Below are 25,636 nucleotides of genomic sequence, written 5' to 3' on the forward strand. Positions count from 1 at the left end.
TTTGAAATGAATTCATGCAATTCAAAATCTTAAACAACTTTATCTGTTTATATCGTGTAGTTTTATCATAAACTGTACTGACAAAATGTAGCAAATCATTGCAAAATTCGGTTATTGTTTCTTTTTTAAATAAATACAATTCGGATTTCTTATGATCGGCGCATTGATGCTTGACATTGCAGGCACAGAACTTAATCAAGAAGATATTGAACTATTACGTGCTCCGCAAGTCGGTGGGGTGATTTTATTTTCAAGAAATATTCAATCTCCTGCTCAAGTACGTCAACTCACTGACCATATGCGTCAAATTCGTCCTGATATTCTTATTGCTGTCGATCAAGAAGGTGGACGTGTACAACGCTTAAAACAAGGCTTTACGCTACTGCCGGCCATGGGTCATTTTGGTGAACTTTACTTAAACGCACCTGAAAAAGCACTTGACCTTGCAGAAAAATGTGGTTGGCTTATGGCAACCGAAGTTCTTGCTGTCGGGATTGATTTTAGCTTTGCACCTGTTTTAGATATCAATGCCATTAGTGATGTCATTGGTGATCGTGCTTTTGCAAACAATGTACAAGACATCGTGCCTTTAGCAAGTGCCTTTATGCGAGGGATGCAACGTGCAGGCATGGCAACAACAGGCAAGCATTTCCCTGGTCATGGTTCTGTTAAAGCGGACTCGCATGTTGCAGCAGCGATTGATCCACGTTCTTATGACGAAATTTACCAAAATGACATGCAAAGCTTTATTCAGCTACAGCCACAACTTGATGCCCTAATGCCTGCACATGTGATTTATGAAAATATTGACCCAAATCCAGCAGGTTTTTCACCCTATTGGCTACAAAAAGTTTTACGCCAAGATTTAAAATTTGACGGCGTACTGTTCTCAGATGACTTAAGTATGCAAGCAGCTTGTGTCGCAGGTGGTGCAGATGCACGTATTCGAGCAGCTTTAAATGCCGGTTGTGATATGGGCTTAGTCTGTAATAATCGTGAATCTGCCTGTATGGCTTTGGCTGGAATTTCAGATTTGCCATTACCAAACCAAGAACGTCTTGAACGTATGCGTGGCAAAATTCCACAGCTCCAGATAGGTGAAGCACTGGATTTAGGTGAAGAATGGCAAACTGTCAAAAAAGTCATTGAAGAATTTAAAAATTCACTTTAAAACTAGAGGGGCATTCGATATGCCCTTTTTTTGATTTTAAACAGTCAAAATAACAACAATAAAGTTAAGGATAACCATGACTCAACAACTTTCTAAACATCGGCATATTTCCTTTACCGCACACTATACAGGGTATATTTGGTATCAAATGGGAATTTCTCACCCCTTACTTGCAACATCAAAAGGAAAGTCACTCGCTTTTATTGCCAATCCTATTGAAACATGGGCAGAAAAGTATGTGGGTGGCAGCATGCGTACGACCTTAAAAGAACGTCACACCATGCTAGATGACACTCTAAAACAATTAATTCATCAGTATCCTAATCTACAAGTGTTAGAAATTGCCACAGGACTATCACCACGCGGTTGGTGGTTTAGAGAGCACTTCCCACACATTGATTATCGGGAACTTGATTTGCCTGATATGGCAAAGACTAAGCAAACAGCATTAAAAAAAATCAATGCAGCCAGTCCTGACGTATTATCTGCAGACTTGTTTACCGAAGACTTTAAAAGTGCCTTTGCTGTCTTTGATCCACAGCGCCCTTTGGTGATCATCAGTGAAGGTCTGATAAATTATTTTGAAAAAAATTTATTACAACAACTCCTAAAATCTATTGTAGATTATGGGCAAGATTTTAAGACCTTACATTATCTGACCGATATTTATCCTGAACCTGTCAAAAATAAACTCGCAAGTGTTATTTGGAATAGCAGTAAATTACTCAAAGTCATTTCGCGTAGTGCTTTTAGTTTCCACTTTCAAAAACCTCAAGAAATCCAAACATTTTTTAAAATGGCAGGTTTTACACAGGTCGAAGTGCTACAACCACATGTTTATTTTCAACCACAACAAGCTAAACAAGTGAACCTAGAAGAACATTTAGGTGATTTAGTATGGATGATTCACGCTGAAAAATAGTCAATTTTAGGTACAAAAAAAATCAGTCGAATATGACTGATTTTTTACTCATTTTAAAATGATTAAACCGTTTCACATACTGTAGTCTCTAAATTTGCTCGTTCCGCTGCAATAAATTGCAATAGACGATCTGCATTTTCAAAGCTGCCATGTTTAAATAAAGCGCGTATGTGATTTTCACCCGTTTCAAAAATCAAACATTCAATGGTGAACTCACCTTGTTCATCCTCTAAACTCAATGCCAAATCTCGAGTATGTTGTGCTGCAAATTCAACATCTTCTGCACTAAGTGTCATTGAAAGCCCAAAATAATTCACATCATTCACATATACAGAGATTTCACGCGCCAAATGACGATGACGTAATTGGCGTGTAGGTTGTCGAATCTGAATACGGTCTTCGCCACGGCGTTCCATATTCTGCATGTCCTCACGGCTTAAATGAATAATGCCATCCAGACCCTGAATCGATTCACCTTTTAAATAGGTGGTAAATAAAGTCATGGTTTCTTTACGACGTTGCAACTGTGGCACATGATCGGCATTGGCAATCATGGCAAATTGCATGTCTGGGCATTGCAATGCAAAAGCTGCATTTTCGTGAGGCAAAGTAAAACTATCATACTGCCCACAAGCAACTAATGTGTCGCACTGTGGCACGGGCACATTGGACAAGCGCAACAAACGATTGCAGTTAATTTCGTAACGTTCTTGTTCGGTGACTGAAAACTCAGCCATTTGTTTAAAGAAAAGGCGCTTTGCGGTTGGAGACATACGTGTTTTGTCAAGCTTTGCATGATTGACCAAATACAAAATTACAGCCTGACCAAACTCATCCATACGTTGTTCTTTCATCAGCATTAATGATTCTTCAAGCAGCATACGCCAACTCTTACGCGTTTTTTGCATCACACCCATTAGAATCATTTTTTCAACCAATTCAGTACGTTGCTCTACAAAAAATGAGGCTATCACTGAACCTAAGGAAATCCCGACAACATCAACTTTTGGAATGCCAATAATATCAAACCACTGTCCTAACATTTGAGATAAATCTGGAAGCTCCAAGGTGCCCGCAGACAAGCCTGTGTCGACATTGGTAATCTGTTGGTTTGCTCCCATAGAGGGGAGGTCAATTAAAATCACAGGTCCGCTTTCAAAAAACTGCTCAACGCAATATTTATATGAGTTAAAGTTTTGAAAAGCACCACCGATAATTACAATAGGCGTGTTATGGATTGTCTCTGGATCAGCAATCGCCATATATTCAATTTTCCAACCGTCAATCCACGTCGTACGTGCTGGTTGTTTGAAGCTATTTTTATTGTAAATATCGAAAAAACCAAAATTAGTAAAATTTTGATTTGATTCTGAGTCCATTTGGATAATGGAATTCATATCCTTCCTCCATCCTTGCTTTATTCTTTTAGTCTGCAAGATTATTATCGCTCGCGTTGTTTTATCAAATCGTGATACAGACCTACTTTTGTATCATTTCAATGTCCTTATAGTTTCATTCTATACAAATATGTGAATTCTCCGCAATTGCTGAAATGACCGCTCATCATATTTAAAAGGGAAAAGCATTGCAAAATATTTACAAACCATGGTTTTCACTTGCATTTTTAGTTTTATTTTCGAATCAGACTTCCTTGCTTTCACATTGGCTGCTACTATCAAAGGGAAATTTCTAGGTGATCAATTAAAACGCTATGCAAGATTCTATTGAACAGTATATGCAAACTGTAGGGAAACAGGCACGCCAAGCTTCTCGCTTTTTGGCAGGTGCTTCCACACTGCAAAAAAACAATGCGCTATCTGCGATTTATACCGCTTTGGAAAATAGCCAACCGCAAATTTTAGCTGCAAATAAAATTGATATGGACAATGGTCGCTCAAAAAATTTAGATAGCGCCCTGCTTGATCGCCTAGAACTTAACCCCAAACGCTTTCAAGCGATGCTTGAAGGTTTAAAAGATGTCATTGGCTTAATTGACCCTATCGGTGAAATCACTGATTTAGCCTATCGCCCAACAGGCATTCAAATTGGTAAAATGCGCGTACCTTTAGGTGTTGTGGGCATGATTTACGAGTCGCGTCCGAACGTCACACTTGAAGCAGCTTCGCTTGCGCTTAAATCAGGTAATGCGATTATTTTACGTGGTGGTTCAGAAGCACTCCACTCCAACCAAGCAATCGCGGAAGCCATTCAACATGGTCTAAAAGCGGCTGGTTTACCTGAAACTTGTGTACAAGTGATCAATACCACAGACCGTGCTGCAGTGGGTCAATTAATTACATTGTCAGAATATGTCGATGTCATCGTTCCGCGTGGTGGTAAAGGCTTAGTTGAACTGATTACCAATGAAGCGACTATTCCTGTAATCAAACATTTAGATGGAAATTGCCATGTTTTTGTTGAGGCACAAGCTGACTTACACAAAGCACTTCCGATTGCTTTAAATGCAAAAACACACCGTTACGGTGTCTGCAATGCTATGGAAACGTTACTGGTCGATGAAAAAATCGCAGAAGATTTTTTACCACGTATTGCAGAACTTTATGCTGAAAAGCAAGTTGAACTCCGTGGTGATGCAGAAACTCGTCGTATTTTAGGTGCCAGTGTAAAAACAGCCACTGAAGAAGATTGGTATGAAGAATATCTCGGTCCAATTTTAGCTGTTAAAGTTGTATCTGGTTTAGATGAAGCGATTGATCATATTAATAAATATGGTTCACATCATACTGACTCGATCATCACTGAAAACTTTAGTTTGGCACGTCAATTTTTAACTCGTGTTGATTCGAGCTCTGTCATGGTGAATGCGTCTACTCGCTTTGCTGATGGTTTTGAATATGGTTTAGGTGCTGAAATTGGTATTTCAACCGATAAAATTCATGCCCGTGGTCCAGTGGGGTTAGAAGGCTTAACTTCTCAAAAATGGATTGTTTTAGGCGATGGTCAAATTCGTCAGTAAGTTAGTACATTGAAGTAAAACCGTTCAGTTTTTGAAAATTGGACGGTTTTTTATTTTTGTGGCATTAAAAAATTACATTGCAACAAAAAAAATTTCCTAAAATAAAAAAATATATAAAAAGAAGGGAAAAATTATGTTTTACGCTTTAATCATCATTACATTTTGCTTGGCATTATTGGTTTCGTTTGTGGTCATGCGTATTTTTTCAGGTTCTATCAATGCCATTTTAGCGCGTATTATCCATGATCCAATCCATACAGCTTGGGCTAAATACACCAAATTTGCAGGTATGGTGGTGGGTACGTCTTCAGGCATTCGCATATATGATATGGAAAAGTATATTAGCCCAATCACTTACACCAACGAGAAAGCACCAATCATTTTAAAACTCACCCAAGAACGTTGGTTTTTAGAGGTTTATCGCACCATTATTGAGACATTACAAGGTTTGGCATGGATGATGCTCGTCTTTTTTATGGTGGCTTTAATTGCTTATGTGATTGTGCGTTGGTCTGAAATTAAATATAAAAATTAATGATACACAACCGTTGAAATACAAACTTGTTAACATAAAACTCAGCCAAGATGTATAAAAATCATGCTATGTTTGAAATAGATGATACTTTATGTCCTGTACTATTTTATTTATAAATGAAATCTATCAACTGATAAATTCTAATTATAATTCTTAAAGTGGTCGATAGTGCTTAAGTCTAATCACCTAAAGTCTATCTAGGACAGAAAAACAACACATGGTACAACATCACTACTGATCTAAATTGCACCAACAAAAAGCGTAATCAGATCAATCAGGACGAATATCAAATTACAATTTCGGGTAATAAAACGTGTCTACATCAGTATTAGTAATTAACTGCGGATCTTCATCAATTAAATATGCTTTGGTTTCAGAGCACCGTAAAGATCGAATCTTTGGTTTGGCAGAAAACTTAGGTTCTGCGAATGCACGTATTAAAGGTATTACGACTGGTGGTGAAGAGCTTGAACTTTCTATTCCACATGCAGATCATGAAAAAGCATTGGAAACCATTCTTGAACGTTTAGCTCATCATAATCCTCAAGCGATTGGTCACCGTGTTGTACATGGAGGCACATTAACCAAAGCTGAATTATTAACACCTGAAATTATTGAACGTATTCGTGAAGCAACGCCACTTGCACCTTTGCATAATCCTGCGCATTTAGTGGGTATTGAAGCAACCATCCGTTTGTTCCCACATTTGCCACAAGTTGCAGTTTTTGATACAGCTTTCCATCAAACGATGCCTGCACATGCCTATCGTTATGCATTACCAAAATTTTTATATACAGAACATAATGTTCGCCGTTATGGCTTCCATGGCACAAGCCACGCGTATGTCTCTGAACGTGGTTCTGAACTTGCAGGCAGCTACAAAAAAGGCGGTTGGCTCACCGCACATTTAGGTAATGGTAGCTCGACTTGTGCCATTTGGAATGGTCAATCTGTCGATACCTCTATGGGTTTAACACCACTTGAAGGTGTGGTAATGGGTACACGTAGTGGTGATGTAGACCCAAGTATTCATAGTTTCTTAGCTTCAAACTTAGGTTGGGACATTTATAAAATTGACAAAATGCTCAATAGCCAATCTGGTTTACTGGGTCTATCTGATCTTTCAAATGATATGCGTACGCTCATCGAAGCATCTGAACAAGGTAATGAAGATGCAACGCTTGCGATTGAAGTTTTTTGCTACCGTTTAGCAAAATCATTAGCAGGTTTAAGCTGTGGTCTACCACGTATTGATGGCTTATTTTTCACAGGTGGTATTGGTGAAAACTCCGCTTATATTCGTGAAAAAACCGTTGCGTATCTACCACATTTTGGCTTTAACTTGAGTCAAGAACAAAATAATAGCTTAAAACGTGGTACTGAAGGTCGTATTGATGCTGGTACAGGTCCGCAAATCTGGGTTGTACCAACCGATGAAGAAGGTCGTATTGCCAAAGAAACTGAGCATGTTGCATTACAAGAAGGAAATGTAACTGCAAAAAAGTCTAATGCGGAAACTGTGACAGCTTAAGCTGTCGCAGGATGTGATTTAAAATTTATTTTGATTTATCTGATTAAGAATAGCGTATGAAAACAATTTTATTGGTTCCTACAGGTGAAGGCGTAGGTCTTACCTCTGCATGTCTTGGACTTATTTATGCTCTAGATTGTCAGGGAGTAAAAGCGGGATTTTTAAAACCTTTTTCACAAGATGAGAAAGCCGAATCTGACCGTACAACTGCACTCTATCGCCATGTTTCGAAAACTGAAACGGTTGAACCAATTCCATATGCAAAATTAAATCATTTACTCAACACAGGTGAAACCGACGAACTACTTGAAGAAGCTGTTCGTTTACATCGTGAAGTTGCTCGCACACATGACATTATTATTGTTGAAGGTCTAGTCCCAAATGCACGTGATGCTTTTGCGAGTGAAATTAACGCTTCACTTGCCCAAGCCCTTGACGCAAAAGTTATTTTTGTCAGCAATGCCAATATTGCCAAGCCTGAACAAACTGCTGAGAAAGTCGAAGCACAATTACGCTATTTTGGTGGTGCAGCATCAGCGCGTAATGTTGGTGTATTGTTTATGCGTACACGTGGTTTACCAGAAGAATCAGCACAAATTCCTGTGACATTTGCGCCAGATTTACGTTTAGTTGAAGAAACAAAACAATTTACACAAGCCATTCAACGCACACATGCACATATTGGCACTGAACATTTACCTGTGATTGGTTTAGTCCCATTCAGTGATACTTTAAGTGTACCGCGTGTTTCAGACCTTGCCACACATATCCAAGCAAGTTGGATTAATGAAGGTAAATCAAATGTACGCCGTGTTTTACACAGCAGTTTAATTGCTTCTAATATTGAACATGAATTACAAAAATTTATTGCGGGTGAATTAATCATCTCTGCTTCAGATCGTATTGATGTGTTACTTGCAGCAAGTCTTGCAACCAGTAATGGAATTCCATTGGCTGGCTTAGTCTTAGCTGAGCAACATGAACCCAACCCTGCTGCATTGGCATTTTGTCAAACAGCAATTAAAAATGGTTTACCTATTTTACATACGCCATTAAGTACATTTGAAACAACTCAATTACTTTCAAATCTAAGCAATGAAATTCCAGTCGATGATACTGAGCGTGCAGAACAAGTCACACGTTTTGTTTCGAGCCATATTAATATGGACTGGTTAGTCTTGTTATTAAATGGTGACTATCAACCTCGTCTATCCCCTTCTGCTTTCCGTCATGAATTGGTACAAAAATCTATTGCTGCGAAAAAGCGTATTGTACTACCTGAAGGTGATGAACATCGTACCATTCAAGCTGCTGCGATTTGTCAGGCGCGTGGAATTGCACACTGTATATTATTGGCAAAACCTGAAGCTGTCGTTGAAGTCGCACGTGCACGCAATATTGAACTGCCTCATGATTTAGAAATTATTGATCCAGATTTGATTCGTGAACAGTATGTCGAAAAAATGGTGGAATTGCGTAAAGGTAAACTCAATGCTTTACAAGCACGTGATCAGCTACAAGACACCGTTGTACTTGGCACAATGATGCTCGCACTCGATCAAGTTGATGGCTTGGTGTCTGGCGCGGTGCATACCACAGCAAATACTGTACGCCCTGCTTTCCAACTGATTAAGACTGCGCCTGAGTATTCATTGGTATCTTCAGTATTCTTTATGCTCTTGCCTGATGAAGTTTATGTTTATGGTGATTGTGCAATCAATCCAGACCCAGATGCAGAACAATTGGCTGAGATTGCCATCCAGTCTGCGGACTCTGCAAAAGCCTTTGGGATCGATCCACGTATTGCCATGATTTCATATTCTACAGGCACCTCAGGAATGGGTGCTGATGTAGAAAAAGTAGCAAAAGCCACTGAAATTGCAAAACAGCGTCGCCCTGACTTACTTATTGATGGTCCATTACAGTACGATGCAGCTTCTGTTGAAAGCGTAGGTAAATCAAAAGCACCAGATTCAAAAGTTGCAGGTCGTGCCAATGTGTTTATTTTCCCTGACCTCAATACAGGAAATACCACCTATAAAGCGGTTCAACGCTCTGCAAACGTGGTCAGTGTTGGTCCAATGTTGCAAGGTTTAAATAAACCTGTAAATGACCTGTCACGCGGTGCTTTGGTCGATGATATTGTCTTTACGATTGCCCTAACTGCGATTCAAGCAGAACAACAAGCCGTTCAATAATTTGGACTTATACAAGATTATTAAAGTTTAATACTCAAACCACCCAATTTACGGATTGGGTGGTCTTTTTTATTATATTTTTGATTAATTACATACTCGTATCACACCACAAATAGACTTGCCCATTTGGTGCTTGCTGAATACTGCCTTGAAACTCAGCATCAGGTTCTATCTTAAATTTGGTGGTGTTTCAAAAAGTATGCTGACATTAAATGAAGCCATTATTGATGTAAAAAAAGGTTAAGTCGAAAGCTTTAAAATGGTTTTCAATCTTTTTTGAAAAATTACAACTCCTTCTAAAACCGCGCCTAATTCGATGCCTTATTTTGCAATTATTACCTTCAATACCTACAGTAAAAAATTTACCAATACTTTGCTTGCAGTTTTTAAAAGCAGTTATGAAACTGTCCCAATGATCACTTGCAATTCGGGTGTAGTGAATACCTAATTGTTTAAGCTTTGCCTTCAATCGTTGAACTGTAGCTAAGTCTCTTTTACCCCAAACATAAGCAACAATCTCACCTGTTTCTCGATGGTAGGCGTAAATAAGCCATTGTTTATTATTTTTATTTCCCACAAAAGTCCAAAACTCATCAACTTCAAGAGACTCATAATGACTTTGTTTAGGCTGAATTTGGTAGGTCGATTCGGTTAAAGTACGTAAAACTTTACCGATACTGATTCGCTCAACTTCAGCGATATCTCGTATACCACTACCTCTGACCATCAACTGTAATATTTTTCGAGTAATGCCTGAATGACATCCTAGATAGCTCAGAGCATGGTCACCAATAAACTGACGTTTACAGTCTTTGCACTGATAGTTTTGTTTCCCATCTACTTTGATGCCATTTTTCTTTATACTGTCACTGAGGCAGGTTGGACATTTGATTTCTAGAGTTATTCGCATTTCTCTATTTTATCAAAATTCAACCTGCTTTGTTTCAGCATACTTTTTGAAACACCACCTTAAATTTAATCTTTTTCAATCTATTATAATTCTGCTGTGTCATGGGTTTAAATAAAATAATTTTCCCCGATATTCCATTTTCACCATCTACATATTCAGCGAAACCATCGATTGCAAGCTGATAAAGCTGTGCATTTTTTAAGCCCACGTAGATGTGTTTATAATAATTTGGATAATCCTCTCCTAGATTCATTTTTTTCATGATTGTAGGCTTCATATCGCTTAAATAATTTTGTGGGATATTACGATATTTTCCTTGTTGGGCATTTTTATTAATCACTGGGTATACTGAACCATCTTTTAACCGTTGCCATGTAAATAATTGCTCAGTAATTTTAGATAAAACTGGACTGTCACCAATGCACCCCTCTTCCAACGATTTAAAGACAGGTGTCCAATCTGCTGCCTGAACCATCGCACTACTCATCAATAAAGATAAATACAAAAACTTCTTCATTTCACAACTCTACTTTTTACTATTAAATATTTAAATTTTAAAGAATAAATACTTTTTGATATCTTTTATATTAACTTAATTTTTTGAAATAAAGAGTAATACACAAATGATCAATACAATAAAAATGCAAGCATAAAAAAAGAAGATAAAGCTTATGCCTGATCTTCTTTCTGTCCATACATCCAAGTTGCAACAATATAAACACTAAAGCCTACAACCATCAAAACACTTGAAACTGTCATATGTGTCTTCACTTAAGTTTTGTTATATTCATTATGTGAAATTTTTATGACAACTTTATGACAATATTGTCATATTTATCAAATCACCTTTAAATGAAATATATATCAAATAGTTATAAAATAAAACATACCAATAAAATATTAAACCCCACATTATTTTTGTTTATAAAACAAGCTTTTTTCATGCATCAATCTGACCAATTAACCTAGAATAAGATTTATTAAACTTTAGCCCAAATCTTAGCCAAAGCTCCCACAACACAAACAATATCACGTATAATTTAGCCCGCTAGCTATCAGCCCGCTCAAGAGATTTTCGATATGACAACTATTATCAAGCAAGATGACTTGATCACATCGGTCAAGGATGCGCTTCAGTTCATTTCTTATTATCATCCACAAGACTTCATCCAAGCGATGAGCCGTGCTTATGATCGTGAAGAGAACAAAGCAGCAAAAGACGCCATTGCACAAATTTTAATTAACTCTCGTATGTGTGCAGAAGGTCATCGTCCAATCTGTCAAGATACTGGTATTGTTAACGTATTTGTTGATGTGGGCTTAGATGTTAAATTTGATTTAACCATGAGCTTAGATGACGCAATCAATGAAGGTGTACGTCAAGGCTATCTTGAAAATAGTAACGTACTCCGTGCATCTGTACTTGCTGACCCTGCTTTTGGTCGTAAAAATACCAAAGACAACACTCCTGCTGTGATTCACTACAAACTCGTTCCGGGTAACAAAGTAGACATCACTGTTGCTGCAAAAGGTGGTGGTTCAGAAAATAAATCTAAACTTGCGATGTTAAACCCTTCTGATTCAATCGTTGACTGGGTACTTAAAACTGTTCCAACCATGGGTGCAGGTTGGTGTCCACCGGGTATGCTCGGAATCGGGATTGGTGGTACTGCTGAAAAAGCCATGATGCTTGCAAAAGAATCACTCATGGAAGAAATCAACATGGACGAATTACTTCGTCGTGGACCACAAAACAAAATCGAAGAGCTTCGTATTGAAATCTTTGAAAAAGTAAATGCATTGGGTATTGGTGCACAAGGTCTTGGTGGTTTAACCACTGTCCTTGATATTAAAATCAAAGATTACCCTTGTCATGCTGCAGGTAAACCTGTCGGTATGATTCCGAACTGTGCTGCAACTCGTCATGCACATTTCCAATTAGATGGTTCAGGTGTTGCACATATTCAAGCACCTAAACTTTCTGACTATCCAGAAGTGACTTGGGATTCTTCAAAATCTAAACGTGTTGACCTAGACAACATTACGCAAGAAGAAATGAACTCTTGGCAACCAGGCGACACGCTATTGCTTAACGGTACAATCTATACAGGTCGTGATGCTGCGCACAAACGTATGTGCGAAATGCTCGACAAAGGCGAAGAGCTTCCTGTAGACCTGAAAGGTAAATTTATTTACTACGTGGGTCCTGTTGATCCTGTTGGTGATGAAGTGGTTGGTCCTGCAGGTCCAACAACTGCAACACGTATGGATAAATTCACTCGTCAAGTGTTAGAAGCGACTGGTTTGTTCGGCATGATTGGTAAAGCAGACCGTGGTCCGGCTGCAATCGAAGCAATCAAAGACAACAAAGCGACTTACTTAATGGCTGTTGGTGGTGCTGCGTACCTTGTTTCTAAAGCTGTTCGTCAAGCTGAAGTGGTTGCATTTGCTGACTTAGGTATGGAAGCAATCTACAAATTTGTGGTTGAAGATATGCCAGTATCTGTTGCAGTTGATGTAAACGGTACATCAATTCATGCAACAGCACCAAAAATCTGGCAAGCAAAAATTGGTAAAATTCCAGTCGTTGATGCTGCAGCGAACTAAGTCTTTATTCAACGCGAAATAGATTTATTGCTTGAATATTGATGAAAAAGCACTCTATGATTAGGGTGCTTTTTTATTTCTGAGAAGAAGATGAAAATTAAATCCTATATATTTTCTATATTTTTACTAAGTTTCAGCTTTCAAACTTTCGCAGCCTCTGCGACATCACAACAAATTGATCAGCTCATTAAACTTGAATATTGGAATCAATTTAAACCTGCTTTACTCAAACAAAGTATGCCGAATATGAAAAGTGCAACTGAAGAATTGATGTTTGACCAATTACAATATAGACAAGCGCTTTCAGCTGAAAAGCAAGCTTTAATCATCCAAATATCGGATATTATGATTAATGACATGATCGAACAAGTAGATGAAAAAGTTTTGCTAAGCAATATTCGTGCAGCATATCAAGCACTTAGTCAAGAACAAGCCCAAGCCTTGATCGATGTTTACCAACAACCTAATATGCAAAATGCAGGAGAAAACACTCCAATTATAATTGCAAAAATTGTAGATGCTTCAAGTAATGATTTTAATAAGCTGGTCAACTTAGACGATATTCAAAGCATTATTCGCGAGAACCAAAAATGATCAAAAAAATAATGTTTAGCCTCAGCCTTTGCCTACTGCACACAGGTGTATATGCAGCACCTGCAAGTACAGAAAGTACCGAACAACTACTTAATGTTATTCATATCAATCAAGCAATCGAAGACCTCGCAAAGAGTGAAACTTTTCAACAATTGACACAACAAATCATTGAGTATTATTCCATTCCGCCAACCAAGGAAAACCAAACCCGTATTTATAATGCGATTCAAAAATATTATTTAAGTGATGCTTATAAACGTGAATTTAGACAAAATTTATTTAATATTTACAATCAAAACATGACTGAAGAAGAAACCCAGCAATGGATTAAATTTTATAAAACAGCAGTCGGACAATCTATTTTAAATAATAAAAATTTTGAACAGAAAATCATTGATGCTGTTGAACAAATTTTCCCTGAAAATGCCGAACCATCAGCGCAAGCACAAGCTAAACTTACGCAAGTCATGCAGAAATTTTTCTCTCAATAAGTTTTCTATTCATTATCTTTTAAGGACAGTCAGATGAAAAAATTTAAAACCTTATTACTCAGTGGGTTAATACTGATTACACCTTATACTTTTGCTGCTCCTGCAAGCGACCAACAAGTGCAAAAATTAATAGAAGTGATGAAAATCGATCAACTTTTACAACAAACTATACAACAAATTCGCCCTCAGCTTGATCAGCAAGCATATACGATTGTACAAAATATTGTGCGGCATGAACAACTTAGCCCACAAGAACAAATCGTTGCCAATGAATTAGCAGATCAATTACATGAGCAAAATAAGAAAAGTATTTCTTGGGAAAAAATGCAGCCGATTTATCAAAAAATTTATAAAGATGTTTATAGTGCTGAAGAAGTACAAGCACAAATTGATTTTTACTCAAGCCAAGTTGGACAATCCATTTTAGCTAAAAGTCCTGTTGTTACCCAAGAATCCATGAAAATCCTCAATACTCAACTGATGTCGACCATTCAAGCGACTGAAAAAGACTTTGCTCAAGTCAATAAAAAACTCGAAGCACTTAAAAAAGCCGCAGAAAACAAATAATACTGTTTATTTCTATAAAAAAGAGGCAATTGCCTCTTTTTAAATGGATGATTTCGGTATCTCATTTACCATGTTAAAGGATTCCAAATCTTAAATGGTGTACTCAAATGCACATCATCACTGGCTTGATAATCTCCACTATTAATTTTTTCCTGAGGTTTGATCAACTTTCCATCTGCGGTCATTTCGCCAACAAAGTTTAAACCAGGCGATTTTAATTGCGTCATGGCAATTTCTTTTAATCCTTGGCGCGTTGGCATTTGCATCAATGGACCAACTTTCAATAAATCACCACCACCATTTGGACCACCACGGAATTTCTCTTCCTCATACTTTACAAAGTATTGCTGACCTGCTTGCACGTGAAAATAAGCAACTTTAGGCTTTTGAAAATGTACCACTGCCAATGGTCGACTTAAACTGAGTTTATAATCGCCCTCAGCCAGCTCAATCCAATAATAATGATTGCTAATGAGACTAGGAATTCGTTTTCCATTTAAATAAAAGCTCTGTGCAATAATTTCTTGGCGATTCCACTTACTATCAGGACGATAAAAATAAATCACAGCAGCATTCGGATTTTGGGGTTTTACCAGTTTGAAATACTGCCCAGGCTCCTGATTGACCCATGAACCTACAGAAAACTTACCGAGTTTATATTGATCTAACTTTTCATGAACAAAAGAATTTTCTTTTTCAAAATTTACGGCATCTAAAGTAGACACAGCTTGACTTGTAGTTGGTTGTTCGACAGCCTGATGACTTTGACAAGCAGCCAATCCACAACTGGTTAAAATAATTAGACCAAAGTAACGCATGATTATCCCTCACCACGTATTTTTATTTTCATTTTTTGAATGAAGATGATTTTCTCAACATCAGCTTAACATTTCATTGGCGATTTAAAAATAAAAAACGTGTAAAAAGTCCAGCTTCTTACACGTTTCAGATAAGTTGCAGATCACAACTCAATCATCTTAAGCAGATTTACTATCAATCACTTTTAAATCGACTTTTTCTTCAACAGCTTGTTCTTGCTTCGGTTGACGTTCTGCTTGATAAACAGGTTCTGCTTGATGATTAATCACATCAGCATTAATGATGACTGTGCCAATATCTTCACGGCTTGGTAAGTCATACATAGTTTCAAGTAAAACATTTTCCAAAATCGAACGTAGACCACGCGCACCTGTATTGCGTTCAAGCGCTTTTTTTGCCACAGCACGTAATGCTGAGTCTTCAAAAATTAGATCGACATCTTCCATTTCAAACAAGTACTGATACTGGCGCGTTAATGCATTTTTTGGTTCAGTCAAGATTTGCATTAATGCTTCTTCATCGAGCTCTTCAAGCGTCGCAATCACAGGCAAACGACCAATAAACTCAGGAATTAAACCAAATTTTACTAAGTCAGTTGCTTCAACTTGACGGAACAATTCTGATACTTTCTTAGTATCATCTTTATTTTTCACATCAGCAGTGAAACCAATACCACCTTTTTCTTGACGTTGTTGTACCACTTTTTCAAGTCCAGCAAACGCACCACCACAAATAAATAAAATATTTGAGGTATCAATTTGAATAAACTCTTGTTGTGGGTGCTTACGTCCGCCCTGAGGTGGAATAGATGCAACCGTGCCTTCAATCATTTTCAGAAGTGCTTGTTGTACGCCTTCACCTGATACATCACGGGTAATCGATGGATTTTCAGATTTACGCGTAATCTTATCAATCTCATCAATGTAGATAATACCTTTTTGGGCTTTTTCTACATCATAATCCGCTTTTTGTAACAGCTTTTGTACAATGTTTTCAACATCTTCACCCACATAACCTGCTTCGGTTAAAGTGGTTGCATCTGCCATCGCAAAAGGTACATCAAGTAAACGCGCAAGTGTTTGCGCCAATAATGTTTTACCAGAACCTGTTGGTCCAATCAGCAAAATATTACTTTTTGCTAACTCAATAGCATCTTTAGGTTTATTTGCAGATTGCGTTACTTTTAAACGTTTGTAATGGTTATAGACCGCAACTGATAACGTTTTCTTTGCAGTATCTTGACCAATCACATACTGATCAAGCGCAGCACGAATCTCATGAGGTTTAGGCAATGGACGTGTTGCCCAATCTCCAGTTTCAACTTGTTGACTGGTTTGAACTAAATCTAAGCAGACATCCACACATTCATTACAAATGTACGCGTCCTCTCCAGCGATCAGTTTTCCAACTTCAGACTGTGTTTTTCCACAAAATGAACAATGTTTTTGTCCTTGAGGATTATCGGACATTTTCACTCCAAATCTTAAATCTGTACGTTAAAGCTTAGTTTTGTGGGCGTTTTGATAACACTTGATCCACTAAACCGTATTCTTTCGCTTGTTCTGCAGTCATAAAGTTATCACGATCTGTGTCTTTTGCGACACGCTCATAGTCTTGGCCACTATGTTCTGCCATTAAGCGATTTAAACGTTCTTTAATAAATAAAATCTCACGTGCATGGATTTCAATATCTGATGCCTGACCACGGAAACCACCCAATGGTTGATGAATCATCACGCGCGCATTTTCAAGACAATAACGTTTACCTTTCGCACCCGCATTTAACAAGAATGCACCCATCGATGCAGCTTGCCCCATACAATACGTCACCACATCGGGCTTAATAAATTGCATGGTATCGTAAATTGCCATACCTGCAGTCACTGACCCTCCTGGTGAATTAATATATAAATGAATATCTTTTTCTGGGTTTTCAGCTTCTAAAAACAACATTTGTGCAACGATTAAGTTTGCCATGTTGTCTTCAACTTCACCTGTTAAGAAAATTACACGCTCACGTAAAAGACGTGAGAAAATATCGAAAGAACGTTCACCACGAGATGACTGTTCTACAACCACAGGGACTAAAGCGTTTTCAATAGATGGAACATACATATGTTATTTATTCCTGAATTTTTTGTTACTCAGCTCATAGTGACAATATGAGGGATAATGATTGAAATTGCAAAATATTCCCCATTAAATATCAAATTTTTTTGAATAAGCATTTTGAATTTGGGACAATTACAAGTTTAATACAGCATAAAAAAAGGCGCTCGAAAGCGCCTTTTAATAAAAAACAACTTAGCCTTGTTGACGTGCTTGTTGTTCTTTCAATAAATCTTGGTAGCTCACTTCAGTGTCAGATACTTTAGCAGCAGCTAAAATATAATCTACAACTTGGTCTTCTAAAACAACAGCTTCAATTTGAGCACGTTGTTTTTCATCATTTTTGAAGTATTCAATCACTTCAGCAGGATCTTCATAAGAAGTTGCCATGTCTTCGATGTATGCTTCAACACGAGCAGCATCTACTTCAAGTTTAGCATCTGCTAAGATTTTACTTACAAGTACACCCAATTTAACTGACTTTTCAGCTTGTTCTTTGAATAAGTCATCAGGCAACATGCTGCTGTCAAATGCTTGCGCACCTTGAGCACCAAACTGTTGAGTGAACTGTTGAATCATTTGTTGACGTTGACGGTCAATTTCTTGAGCAACCATTGCTGAAGGAAGTTCAACTTCATTTGCAGCAACTAATGCATCAAATGCAGCAGATTTAACTTGGTTACGTAGACCATTTTTCACTTCACGTTCCATGTTTTTGCGAACGTCAGCTTTTAATTTTTCAACGCCTTCTTCTTCAGTAATACCAAAGATTTTTAAGAACTCAGCATCAATTTCAGGAAGTTTTGGTTTTTCAACCAATTTCACATTGATTTTGAATTGAGCCGCTTTACCTGCAAGGTTTTCAGCTTGGTAGTCTTCAGGGAAAGTAACATCAATGACTTTCTCTTCACCTTTCTTCATACCGATGATGCCATCTTCGAAGCCAGGAATCATACGACCAGAACCTAAAACAAGTTTAAAGTCTTGCGCAGCACCGCCTTCAAATTTTTCGCCATCCACTGTACCTTCAAAGTCGAAAGTCACTTGCATGTCTTTCTTCGCCATACCTTTGGTTTCAGCCCAAGTTTGACGTTGTTTTTGAAGGTTTTCGAGCATAGTGTCGACATCTTTATCATTCACTGAAGTCGATTTACGTTCGATTTCTAAAGTATCAAGTGCATTTACTGAAACTTCTGGGTAAACCTCTACAGTTGCTTGAAAAACCAAAGCATCATCTTTGTTTTCAACTTTATCAATGTTTGGCATACCAACAGCATTGATTTTTTCTTGTTGAATTGCTTCGAATACTGAGTCACGGATGATGTCATTTACCACTTCTTGGTAAATACCAGCACCATATTCACGACGAACAACGTTTACAGGTACTTTACCTGGACGGAAGCCGTTAATCTTTACAGTTTTGGCAGCGCGTTTTAAACGAGCTTCAAATTGCTCATTTACACGGCTCGTCGGTACAGATACATTTAAACGACGGGCAATGCCCGAAACCGCTTCAGAAGTTACTTGCATGGCTTCCTCTATATAATAGTAGTTACAATTTAAAAAAGTGCCACATTATATGACAACTTTATAGATATACAAAATGTCGGCTATTTTAACCCCTAAAATAAAAATTTCTCTATATTTCTTTTCAGTAATTTTTCAAATTTATTTTCCGATGACGTCATTCTTTCAGAAATAAATAAAACCACTTCACTAGAGTAAAACTTCTAACAACTCCTCTCACATGATCTCTGATTCGTAAAACCAATAAAAAACCATTTTTTAAAAGAGTTTTTTATTTAACATAAAAATCATAAACTTAATATTCTTTTACATTATTAAACATTATATTTACAAATAACAATAAATATATCCATAGTTAAAACCAATAACAAAGAATAGTTAAAACAAATAAGAATTATTATTATTCGCATACAAATTTGCATTCACCAGTGAGTCGTTATGTCATTTATTAAATCACGCAAAAAGGTTGTTGTTTCAGCCCTTGCTTCTTCTTTGTCTGTCATTACTACAACTGCGATTGCACAAGAAGATACGATTCAACAACTACCTACAATCCATGCGCAAGCTCACGCAACAAAAAAAGAAAGTTTAAAAGTTGATGAATCAGCAAATAGTAAATTTGTTGCTCCTCTTTTAGACACACCAAAATCTGTGTCTGTAATTTCTAAAAAATTAATCGAAGACACACAAGTGACTACGCTTGCAGATGCACTTCGTACTGTTCCAGGGATTACTTTAGGTGCAGGTGAAGGGGGCAATCCAAATGGTGACCGCCCATTTATTCGTGGTTACAGCTCTGAAAGCTCAATGTATCTAGATGGTATCCGTAACTCAACTTCACAAAACCGTGAAATGTTCGCAGTTGAACAAGTTGAAGTCACCAAAGGTTCTGCTTCTGCCATGGGTGGTGCGGGTACAGTCGGCGGTAGTATCAACATGATCTCTAAAGTGGCTAAAAAAGGTGACTTTTTAGAAGGCTCAGTTGCTGGGGGTACTGACAACTATCAACGTATCACCTTAGATGGTAATAAAGATTTTGGTAATGGCATCGCAGCGCGTGTTGCTGTCCTAGGTCATAAAAATGAAAAACCAGGTCAATCTAATGGTGCGGAATATGCTCGTGCTGGTATTGCACCAAGTATTACTTTTGGTTTAAATACCCCTACTCGTGCGACATTAAGTTATTACTACTTAAAATCAGATGATACGCCTGATTCAGGTATCCCTTACTGGAATGCAGCTTTGGGTAAAGCACAAGGTAAACCTGCTGAAGTAAAACAAGGCACTTACTATGGTTGGTTAGACCGTGATTTCCAAAAACAAGAAAACCACGCGGGTACGATTAAGTTAGAACATGACTTAACTGACAACTTAACCCTTACGAACACAGCAATGTACAGCAAATCTAAAAATGATTATGTTTGGACAAATCCTGATGACTCAAAAGGTAATGTCGCTAATGGAAAAGTTTGGCATCGTCTAAATTCAGCAATTACTGACAGCGATACCTTCACTGATCAATTGGCATTAACAGGTAAGTTTAATACAGGTTCAATTAAGCACAGCTTTAATGTCGGCGCTGAATATAGCAAGCAAGAAACTGATAAAGGCGGCTATAACATCATCGACAAAAATGGCAAAGTATCTACAACTGGCTTTTTTAGCGACTGCTCAAACTTATCAACAAATTGGTGTACTTCTCTTAATAATCCAACCCAAAAACCATTCTTAGACCGTTTAGAGGCACGCCAAGATTTTGATGCCACTGTTGAAAGTACTTCAGTATATTTATTAGACAATATTGAAATTACACCACAATGGTTACTTGACCTCGGTGTACGTTGGGACAAGTTTGAAGCTGAACAAAATTTCCTTGCAACGTCTTCAGCTGCGGCATATACAGCCAATAATGATTCAGACTTTTTTACTTACCAAGCAGGCGTAACTTTTAAACCTGTTGAAAATGGTTCGATTTATGCAAGTTATGCAACATCTGCAAGCCCTGTAGGTCTAAATGCGGGTTGGGGAGATAATAGCGAAACCATTAATGCCAATAACCAAATGATTGATCCGGAAGAAGCACAAACATTTGAGTTAGGCACAAAATGGGATTTGTTAGATGATCGTTTAAATCTAACTGCTGCAATTTTCCGTACTGAAAAACAAAATACCCGTGTACAACTTGATCCAACGACTTATGCCAATGTTGGTGAAAGTAAAGTTGATGGTATTGAACTGGGCTTAAACGGTAAAATTACTGAAAAATGGGATATTTCTGCAGGATATACCTATCTTGATAGCGAGTTAACCAAGAATGGTAAATCTTGCCGTAATGGAAAATGTACTGACAATGCAGTTTATAATGGCAACCAAATGCCAAACGTTCCAAAACAAGCTGCAACGTTATGGACAACCTATAAAGTCTTACCACAGTTAACACTAGGTGGCGGTGTAGTATATTCAGACACAGTATATGGCGATATCGCAAACATCAAATGGGCACCATCTTATGTCCGTTACGATGCTATGGCACGTTATGACGTAAACAAACAAGTAAATGTACAATTAAATGTCAATAACTTGTCTGATAAACGCTATTTCACAAAAGCTTATGCATCTCACTATGCAACAGAAGCAGATGGTCGTAATGCTGTATTGTCTTTAAACTTTAAATACTAAGTTATGACATTAATCCATATAGCTTTTATGGATTAGATTGCATATTATAAAAATAGCCTCTAAATTTAGAGGCTATTTTTCTATTTTCCCTTTATTCATCCAACAACGTTCAAGGTGTGACGATGATTCACCATATTCCAAATGTATTAAGCAAAGAACAAACCGCTTATTTCCGACAAGAAATGAATACAGTTAATTGGGAGGATGGTAAAAAAACCACAGGGTCATTGTCTGCAAATGTTAAACAGAACCAACAACTTCCTGAAAACCACCCACTCACACAGCATTTGGGCAGCATCATTTTAGATGCATTGGCACAGCACCCTTTATTTTTATCAGCTGCACTTCCGTTGGAAATTTTACCACCTTACTTTAATCGTTATGAACAAGGCGAAAAATTTGGATTTCATGTTGATAATGCCATTCGCCATATTCGAGGAACACAACAACGCATCCGTACAGATCTTTCATGTACCCTATTTCTAACCGAACCTGAAGACTATGACGGTGGTGAATTGGTCATTGAGGATACTTACGGCTACCATGAAGTTAAACTGCCTGCGGGGGATTTACTCCTCTATCCTTCAAGCAGTGTACATGAGGTCAGTCCTGTCACCTCAGGTTGTCGTACAGCCTCATTTTTTTGGCTACAAAGTATGATTCGTGATGATGCCAATCGTCATATGTTATTTAATTTAGATCAAAGTATTCAAAACCTTAGAGTTGAATTGGGCGATCAACATAGCGAAGTCGTCAAACTCACCAGTCTTTACCACAATTTAATTCGTAAATGGGCTGAGTTATAAATTTATTCAGCCAACGTATTTTTAGCCCACATTTTGTAGATGAATAGGTTTCTTATGAGCTCCTCTGTCCTCTCCCCACTTAGCCAAATTCCCCCCCATCTACAAACCTTGGCAGATTATGAGACTCAAGCGCAAAAACATTTATCAGATATGGTGTGGCAATATCTACAAGGCGGCGCAATGGATGAATATAGTGTCCGAGACAATCGCCAACAATTCTCCAAAATCCAACTTGTTCCAAGATTACTCAATGACCTCACACAAGGCTCAACAGAAATAGAAATCTTAGGTCAAAAATTTCCACATCCGATTTTTCTTGCTCCAATTGGACATCAACAACAGTTCTATCCCGATGCCGAAGCAGCCACTGCTTTAGCCGCTGAAGTATTGGGTAGCAACTTTATACTCAGTACCTTCACCAATACCGATTTACGCCGTTTAAAAGCAGAAAATCCTTTCAAATGGTTTCAGCTCTATTGGCAAGGCGAACGTGAAAAATCACTTGCTTTAGTCAAACTTGCCGAAGCTCAAAATTTTAAAGCGATCGTCATTACAGTAGATGCTCCGCATACAGGTATTCGTGATCGTGAACGTCGTGTGTTTTTCCATTTACCTGAAAATATGCAACATCCGCATACTCCCACTCATATTCCTCTGCCTGAACTTCGTGAAGATCAACATCCTGTATTTAATGGCTTAATGCAAATTGCACCGAAATGGGCAGATATTGAATTTATCATTGCCAACACACATTTACCTGTGATTTTAAAAGGTGTACTACATCCTGCTGATGCCCGTAAAGCTATAGCAATCGGGGTAAAAGGTTTAATTATCTCCAATCACGGTGGACGAGTTTTAGATACCGCGATTTCACCACTCAAAGCTTTAGCAAAAATTAAAAGCGTTGTCCCTGCTGATTTTCCTTTACTCCTTGATGGCGGTGTGCGCCGTGGGACAGATGTATTTAAAGCACTGGCCATAGGTGCGTCTGCAGTGTTGATTGGGCGTCCTTATATTCACGGTTTGGCCGTTGCCGGGGCTTTGGGTGTGGCGCATGTGATTAAAATCTTAAAGGAAGAATTTGAGGTGACTATGGCTTTAATGGGAACTTCTACACCAGATGACATTAACACAGACTATATTTCTCAAGAATAATCATTTTCATGAAAATATTTTTCTTATTTAAATGAAATGCTGCACATTAAGGAAATTATTTCCAAAGTATATGTTTTAGAATTAAGCTTAAGTTAATTTATTTACAAGTCATCAAAGTTCCATTCATGTGATGTTAAGAACACCATCATGTTATGCCACTTTAGGCGAATATTCTCCGAAAAATACTTGTAAATCGTTAGAATAGACACAATCTATATTTGTAGTAAGCTGCCTTTACCCAAGATACGAGCAGTACACACTACACAAGGAGTTTCCTCATGATGTTGGCTGATCCAAGTAAAAAATATCGTCGCATGTACCAACGTGTAGACTTGCCAGACCGCCAATGGCCAGATAAAGAAATCAATAAAGCGCCAATTTGGATGAGTACCGACCTTCGTGACGGAAACCAAGCGATTTTTGAACCCATGAACATTGAACAAAAATTCAAAATGTTCCAAATGTTGGTGAAAATCGGCTTTAAACATATTGAGATTGGTTTCCCTTCTGCTTCGCAAATTGACTTTGACTTCACCCGTAAATTGATTGAAGAAGGTCATATTCCAGACGACGTTTATATCGAAGTTTTGGTACAAGCACGTGATCATTTGATTCAACGTACTTTTGAATCTTTGCAAGGTGCAAAACGTGCCATTGTGCATATTTATAATTCAAACTCACCGACCTTCCGTCAGAAAGTCTTGAATGTAGATATTGCAGGTGCAAAACAATTGGCAATCAATGCTGCAACTAAAGTCAAAGAATATGCAGCAAAACAACCTGAAACCGAATTTATTTTCCAATACAGCCCTGAATGTTTTACTGCAACAGAATTAGAAGTTGCCAAAGATGTCTGCGACGCTGTAACAGAAATCTGGGAAGCCTCTCCTGACAATAAAGTGATTTTAAACTTACCTGCGACGGTTGAAGTTTCAGGTCCTCATGTCTATGCCGACCAAATTGAATGGATGCACCGTAATCTTGCTCGTCGTGACGGCGTGATCATTTCAGTTCACTGTCACAATGACCGTGGCTGCGGCATTGCAGCATCTGAACTTGCGATCATGGCAGGTGCTGACCGTGTCGAAGGTTGTGTGTTTGGAAATGGTGAACGTACAGGTAATGTGGACGTTGCAGCGATTGCATTGAATATGTACACTCAAGGTGTTGCACCTGAATTAGATTTCTCGAACATCAACGAAATCATTGCCACTGTTGAGGAATGTACAGGCTTGCCTGTACATCCACGTCATCCATACGCAGGTGACTTGGTGTTTACTGCATTCTCAGGTTCTCACCAAGATGCGATTAAGAAAGGTTTTGAGTTCCAAAAAGATCAAGAAATTTGGGATATGCCTTATTTACCAATCGACCCTAAAGATTTAGGTCGTGACTATGACGCCGTGATTCGTGTTAACTCACAATCTGGTAAAGGCGGTATCGCTTACTTATTAGAATCAAACTATAACGTGGTTTTACCGCGTCGTTTACAAGTTGAATTCTCGCAAGTGGTACAACAGGTTGCTGATGATGAAGGCGTTGAAGTTTCAGCACAACAAATTTGGAACTTGTTCAAAGAGACCTATGTTGCAGCTAAAGATGCACATTATTCAGCGCAGAATTACAGATTGTCTGATGAAAACGGCAATCAAGTGATTGAGCTTGATGTCGTAGTAAATGGTGAAACTCAACATTTACGTGGTGAAGGTAACGGCCCAATTTCAGCAATTTTGAATGCACTTCAATTGCCGATTGATGTCTTGAATTATGAAGAACGTAGCATTAGCTCAGGTGCTAGCGCTAAAGCCTTGGCATTGATCGAACTTCAGGTACATGGTACAGGTAAATCTGCCTTTGGTGCGGGTGTTCATGACAATATTGTCACTTCATCTATCGAAGCGATTATTGCGGCAACCAACCGTTTGATCGACCAAGGTGTCTTGAGCACAGATCAAGTGATCGCTGCTGCTGTATAAGCTAGATTGTATATAAGCAATATCAATTAAAAGACTTTAGAAAGGATGCCCCAAGTGGTATC

At 38.0% G+C, this 25,636-nt stretch carries 21 protein-coding genes; 14 read left to right on the plus strand and 7 right to left on the minus strand.

From position 1 onward, the window contains the following. The first annotated feature begins 151 nt into the window (after window positions 1-151). Together nagZ and G0028_RS16160 are read left to right on the plus strand one after the other, a co-directional pair. A complete protein-coding gene (gene nagZ / locus G0028_RS16155) occupies window positions 152-1,171 on the plus strand; it encodes a beta-N-acetylhexosaminidase (protein WP_180044997.1) in 1,020 nt (339 codons plus the stop codon). A gap of 76 nt (window positions 1,172-1,247) precedes the next feature. Then, complete coding sequence (locus tag G0028_RS16160; RefSeq protein WP_180044996.1) at window positions 1,248-2,093, plus strand: class I SAM-dependent methyltransferase; 846 nt, start codon at window positions 1,248-1,250, stop codon at window positions 2,091-2,093. A 62-nt stretch (window positions 2,094-2,155) separates the two neighbouring features. On the opposite strand, the gene G0028_RS16165 is transcribed toward G0028_RS16160, so the two are convergent. Further along, window positions 2,156-3,490 carry an alpha/beta fold hydrolase gene (locus tag G0028_RS16165; RefSeq protein ID WP_180044995.1) on the minus strand — a complete coding sequence of 445 codons (1,335 nt, stop codon included), beginning with the start codon at window positions 3,488-3,490 and terminating at the stop codon, window positions 2,156-2,158. Between the two features lie 314 nt (window positions 3,491-3,804). On the opposite strand from G0028_RS16165, the gene G0028_RS16170 reads away from it, so the two are divergent. The 4 genes from G0028_RS16170 to pta all read left to right on the plus strand — a co-directional run bounded on the left by G0028_RS16170 (window position 3,805) and on the right by pta (window position 9,334). Beyond that, on the plus strand, window positions 3,805-5,070 hold the full coding sequence (locus G0028_RS16170) for a glutamate-5-semialdehyde dehydrogenase (RefSeq protein ID WP_180044994.1): 1,266 nt from the start codon (window positions 3,805-3,807) through the stop codon (window positions 5,068-5,070). A 133-nt stretch (window positions 5,071-5,203) separates the two neighbouring features. Continuing rightward, window positions 5,204-5,605, plus strand: coding sequence for a hypothetical protein (locus G0028_RS16175; protein WP_180044993.1), 402 nt, complete (start codon window positions 5,204-5,206; stop codon window positions 5,603-5,605). 313 nt (window positions 5,606-5,918) lie between these two features. Further along, window positions 5,919-7,136 carry an acetate/propionate family kinase gene (locus G0028_RS16180; RefSeq protein WP_130072063.1) on the plus strand — a complete coding sequence of 406 codons (1,218 nt, stop codon included), beginning with the start codon at window positions 5,919-5,921 and terminating at the stop codon, window positions 7,134-7,136. A gap of 56 nt (window positions 7,137-7,192) precedes the next feature. Beyond that, window positions 7,193-9,334, plus strand: a complete 2,142-nt coding sequence (gene pta / locus G0028_RS16185) for a phosphate acetyltransferase (protein ID WP_180044992.1) — start codon at window positions 7,193-7,195, stop codon at window positions 9,332-9,334. A 208-nt stretch (window positions 9,335-9,542) separates the two neighbouring features. Here pta and G0028_RS16190 read toward each other — a convergent pair whose 3' ends face one another. Both G0028_RS16190 and G0028_RS16195 read right to left on the minus strand, forming a co-directional pair. Next, window positions 9,543-10,244 (minus strand): IS1-like element ISPa14 family transposase, encoded by a 702-nt coding sequence (locus tag G0028_RS16190; protein WP_015586042.1) that lies wholly within the window; start codon window positions 10,242-10,244, stop codon window positions 9,543-9,545. 34 nt (window positions 10,245-10,278) lie between these two features. After that, window positions 10,279-10,761, minus strand: a complete 483-nt coding sequence (locus G0028_RS16195) for a hypothetical protein (RefSeq protein ID WP_180045450.1) — start codon at window positions 10,759-10,761, stop codon at window positions 10,279-10,281. Between the two features lie 563 nt (window positions 10,762-11,324). Here G0028_RS16195 and G0028_RS16200 point away from each other — a divergent pair. The 4 genes from G0028_RS16200 (at window position 11,325) to G0028_RS16215 (ending at window position 14,503) form a co-directional block, all read left to right on the plus strand. Then, window positions 11,325-12,851 carry a fumarate hydratase gene (locus G0028_RS16200; RefSeq protein WP_130072066.1) on the plus strand — a complete coding sequence of 509 codons (1,527 nt, stop codon included), beginning with the start codon at window positions 11,325-11,327 and terminating at the stop codon, window positions 12,849-12,851. A gap of 90 nt (window positions 12,852-12,941) precedes the next feature. Then, entirely contained in the window at window positions 12,942-13,445 is a 504-nt protein-coding gene (locus tag G0028_RS16205; RefSeq protein WP_180045451.1) for a hypothetical protein, read from the plus strand. Then, a complete protein-coding gene (locus G0028_RS16210) occupies window positions 13,442-13,936 on the plus strand; it encodes a DUF2059 domain-containing protein (RefSeq protein ID WP_180045452.1) in 495 nt (164 codons plus the stop codon). Before G0028_RS16205 ends, G0028_RS16210 begins: the two co-directional genes overlap by 4 nt. A 33-nt stretch (window positions 13,937-13,969) precedes the next feature. After that, window positions 13,970-14,503 carry a DUF2059 domain-containing protein gene (locus tag G0028_RS16215; protein WP_180045453.1) on the plus strand — a complete coding sequence of 178 codons (534 nt, stop codon included), beginning with the start codon at window positions 13,970-13,972 and terminating at the stop codon, window positions 14,501-14,503. Between the two features lie 65 nt (window positions 14,504-14,568). Here the strand turns inward: G0028_RS16215 and G0028_RS16220 are convergent, their stop codons facing one another. From G0028_RS16220 to tig, 4 genes are all read right to left on the minus strand, one after another. Next, a complete protein-coding gene (locus tag G0028_RS16220; RefSeq protein ID WP_130072070.1) occupies window positions 14,569-15,321 on the minus strand; it encodes a DUF2846 domain-containing protein in 753 nt (250 codons plus the stop codon). A 159-nt stretch (window positions 15,322-15,480) separates the two neighbouring features. Beyond that, window positions 15,481-16,791, minus strand: a complete 1,311-nt coding sequence (gene clpX / locus G0028_RS16225) for an ATP-dependent Clp protease ATP-binding subunit ClpX (protein ID WP_130072071.1) — start codon at window positions 16,789-16,791, stop codon at window positions 15,481-15,483. Between the two features lie 34 nt (window positions 16,792-16,825). Beyond that, window positions 16,826-17,437, minus strand: coding sequence for an ATP-dependent Clp endopeptidase proteolytic subunit ClpP (gene clpP / locus G0028_RS16230; RefSeq protein WP_130072072.1), 612 nt, complete (start codon window positions 17,435-17,437; stop codon window positions 16,826-16,828). A 189-nt stretch (window positions 17,438-17,626) separates the two neighbouring features. Continuing rightward, entirely contained in the window at window positions 17,627-18,961 is a 1,335-nt protein-coding gene (gene tig / locus G0028_RS16235) for a trigger factor (RefSeq protein WP_130072073.1), read from the minus strand. A gap of 435 nt (window positions 18,962-19,396) precedes the next feature. Between tig and G0028_RS16240 the strand changes: the two genes are divergently transcribed. The 4 genes from G0028_RS16240 (at window position 19,397) to leuA (ending at window position 25,574) form a co-directional block, all read left to right on the plus strand. Next, window positions 19,397-21,637, plus strand: coding sequence for a TonB-dependent receptor (locus G0028_RS16240; protein ID WP_180045454.1), 2,241 nt, complete (start codon window positions 19,397-19,399; stop codon window positions 21,635-21,637). 122 nt (window positions 21,638-21,759) lie between these two features. Continuing rightward, entirely contained in the window at window positions 21,760-22,443 is a 684-nt protein-coding gene (locus tag G0028_RS16245) for a Fe2+-dependent dioxygenase (RefSeq protein WP_180045455.1), read from the plus strand. A 54-nt stretch (window positions 22,444-22,497) separates the two neighbouring features. After that, window positions 22,498-23,598 carry an alpha-hydroxy acid oxidase gene (locus G0028_RS16250; RefSeq protein WP_180045456.1) on the plus strand — a complete coding sequence of 367 codons (1,101 nt, stop codon included), beginning with the start codon at window positions 22,498-22,500 and terminating at the stop codon, window positions 23,596-23,598. A 278-nt stretch (window positions 23,599-23,876) separates the two neighbouring features. Beyond that, complete coding sequence (leuA, locus tag G0028_RS16255) at window positions 23,877-25,574, plus strand: 2-isopropylmalate synthase (RefSeq protein ID WP_130072077.1); 1,698 nt, start codon at window positions 23,877-23,879, stop codon at window positions 25,572-25,574. Window positions 25,575-25,636: the final 62 nt, after the last annotated feature.

The sequence above is a fragment of the Acinetobacter piscicola genome, assembly GCF_015218165.1.
In the GTDB taxonomy this organism is placed as follows: Bacteria; Pseudomonadota; Gammaproteobacteria; order Pseudomonadales; family Moraxellaceae; genus Acinetobacter; species Acinetobacter piscicola_A.

Bases quoted from the DNA above. Each gene is read 5' to 3' on its own strand.
- G0028_RS16190 (WP_015586042.1), bottom strand. From the start codon at position 10,244: ATGCGAATAACTCTAGAAATCAAATGTCCAACCTGCCTCAGTGACAGT.
- clpX (WP_130072071.1), bottom strand. From the start codon at position 16,791: ATGTCCGATAATCCTCAAGGACAAAAACATTGTTCATTTTGTGGAAAA.
- G0028_RS16250 (WP_180045456.1), top strand. From the start codon at position 22,498: ATGAGCTCCTCTGTCCTCTCCCCACTTAGCCAAATTCCCCCCCATCTA.
- G0028_RS16210 (WP_180045452.1), top strand. From the start codon at position 13,442: ATGATCAAAAAAATAATGTTTAGCCTCAGCCTTTGCCTACTGCACACA.
- leuA (WP_130072077.1), top strand. From the start codon at position 23,877: ATGATGTTGGCTGATCCAAGTAAAAAATATCGTCGCATGTACCAACGT.
- G0028_RS16170 (WP_180044994.1), top strand. From the start codon at position 3,805: ATGCAAGATTCTATTGAACAGTATATGCAAACTGTAGGGAAACAGGCA.
- G0028_RS16215 (WP_180045453.1), top strand. From the start codon at position 13,970: ATGAAAAAATTTAAAACCTTATTACTCAGTGGGTTAATACTGATTACA.
- G0028_RS16205 (WP_180045451.1), top strand. From the start codon at position 12,942: ATGAAAATTAAATCCTATATATTTTCTATATTTTTACTAAGTTTCAGC.
- G0028_RS16200 (WP_130072066.1), top strand. From the start codon at position 11,325: ATGACAACTATTATCAAGCAAGATGACTTGATCACATCGGTCAAGGAT.
- G0028_RS16220 (WP_130072070.1), bottom strand. From the start codon at position 15,321: ATGCGTTACTTTGGTCTAATTATTTTAACCAGTTGTGGATTGGCTGCT.
- clpP (WP_130072072.1), bottom strand. From the start codon at position 17,437: ATGTATGTTCCATCTATTGAAAACGCTTTAGTCCCTGTGGTTGTAGAA.
- G0028_RS16165 (WP_180044995.1), bottom strand. From the start codon at position 3,490: ATGAATTCCATTATCCAAATGGACTCAGAATCAAATCAAAATTTTACT.
- G0028_RS16160 (WP_180044996.1), top strand. From the start codon at position 1,248: ATGACTCAACAACTTTCTAAACATCGGCATATTTCCTTTACCGCACAC.
- tig (WP_130072073.1), bottom strand. From the start codon at position 18,961: ATGCAAGTAACTTCTGAAGCGGTTTCGGGCATTGCCCGTCGTTTAAAT.
- G0028_RS16245 (WP_180045455.1), top strand. From the start codon at position 21,760: ATGATTCACCATATTCCAAATGTATTAAGCAAAGAACAAACCGCTTAT.
- nagZ (WP_180044997.1), top strand. From the start codon at position 152: ATGATCGGCGCATTGATGCTTGACATTGCAGGCACAGAACTTAATCAA.
- G0028_RS16240 (WP_180045454.1), top strand. From the start codon at position 19,397: ATGTCATTTATTAAATCACGCAAAAAGGTTGTTGTTTCAGCCCTTGCT.
- G0028_RS16195 (WP_180045450.1), bottom strand. From the start codon at position 10,761: ATGAAGAAGTTTTTGTATTTATCTTTATTGATGAGTAGTGCGATGGTT.
- pta (WP_180044992.1), top strand. From the start codon at position 7,193: ATGAAAACAATTTTATTGGTTCCTACAGGTGAAGGCGTAGGTCTTACC.
- G0028_RS16175 (WP_180044993.1), top strand. From the start codon at position 5,204: ATGTTTTACGCTTTAATCATCATTACATTTTGCTTGGCATTATTGGTT.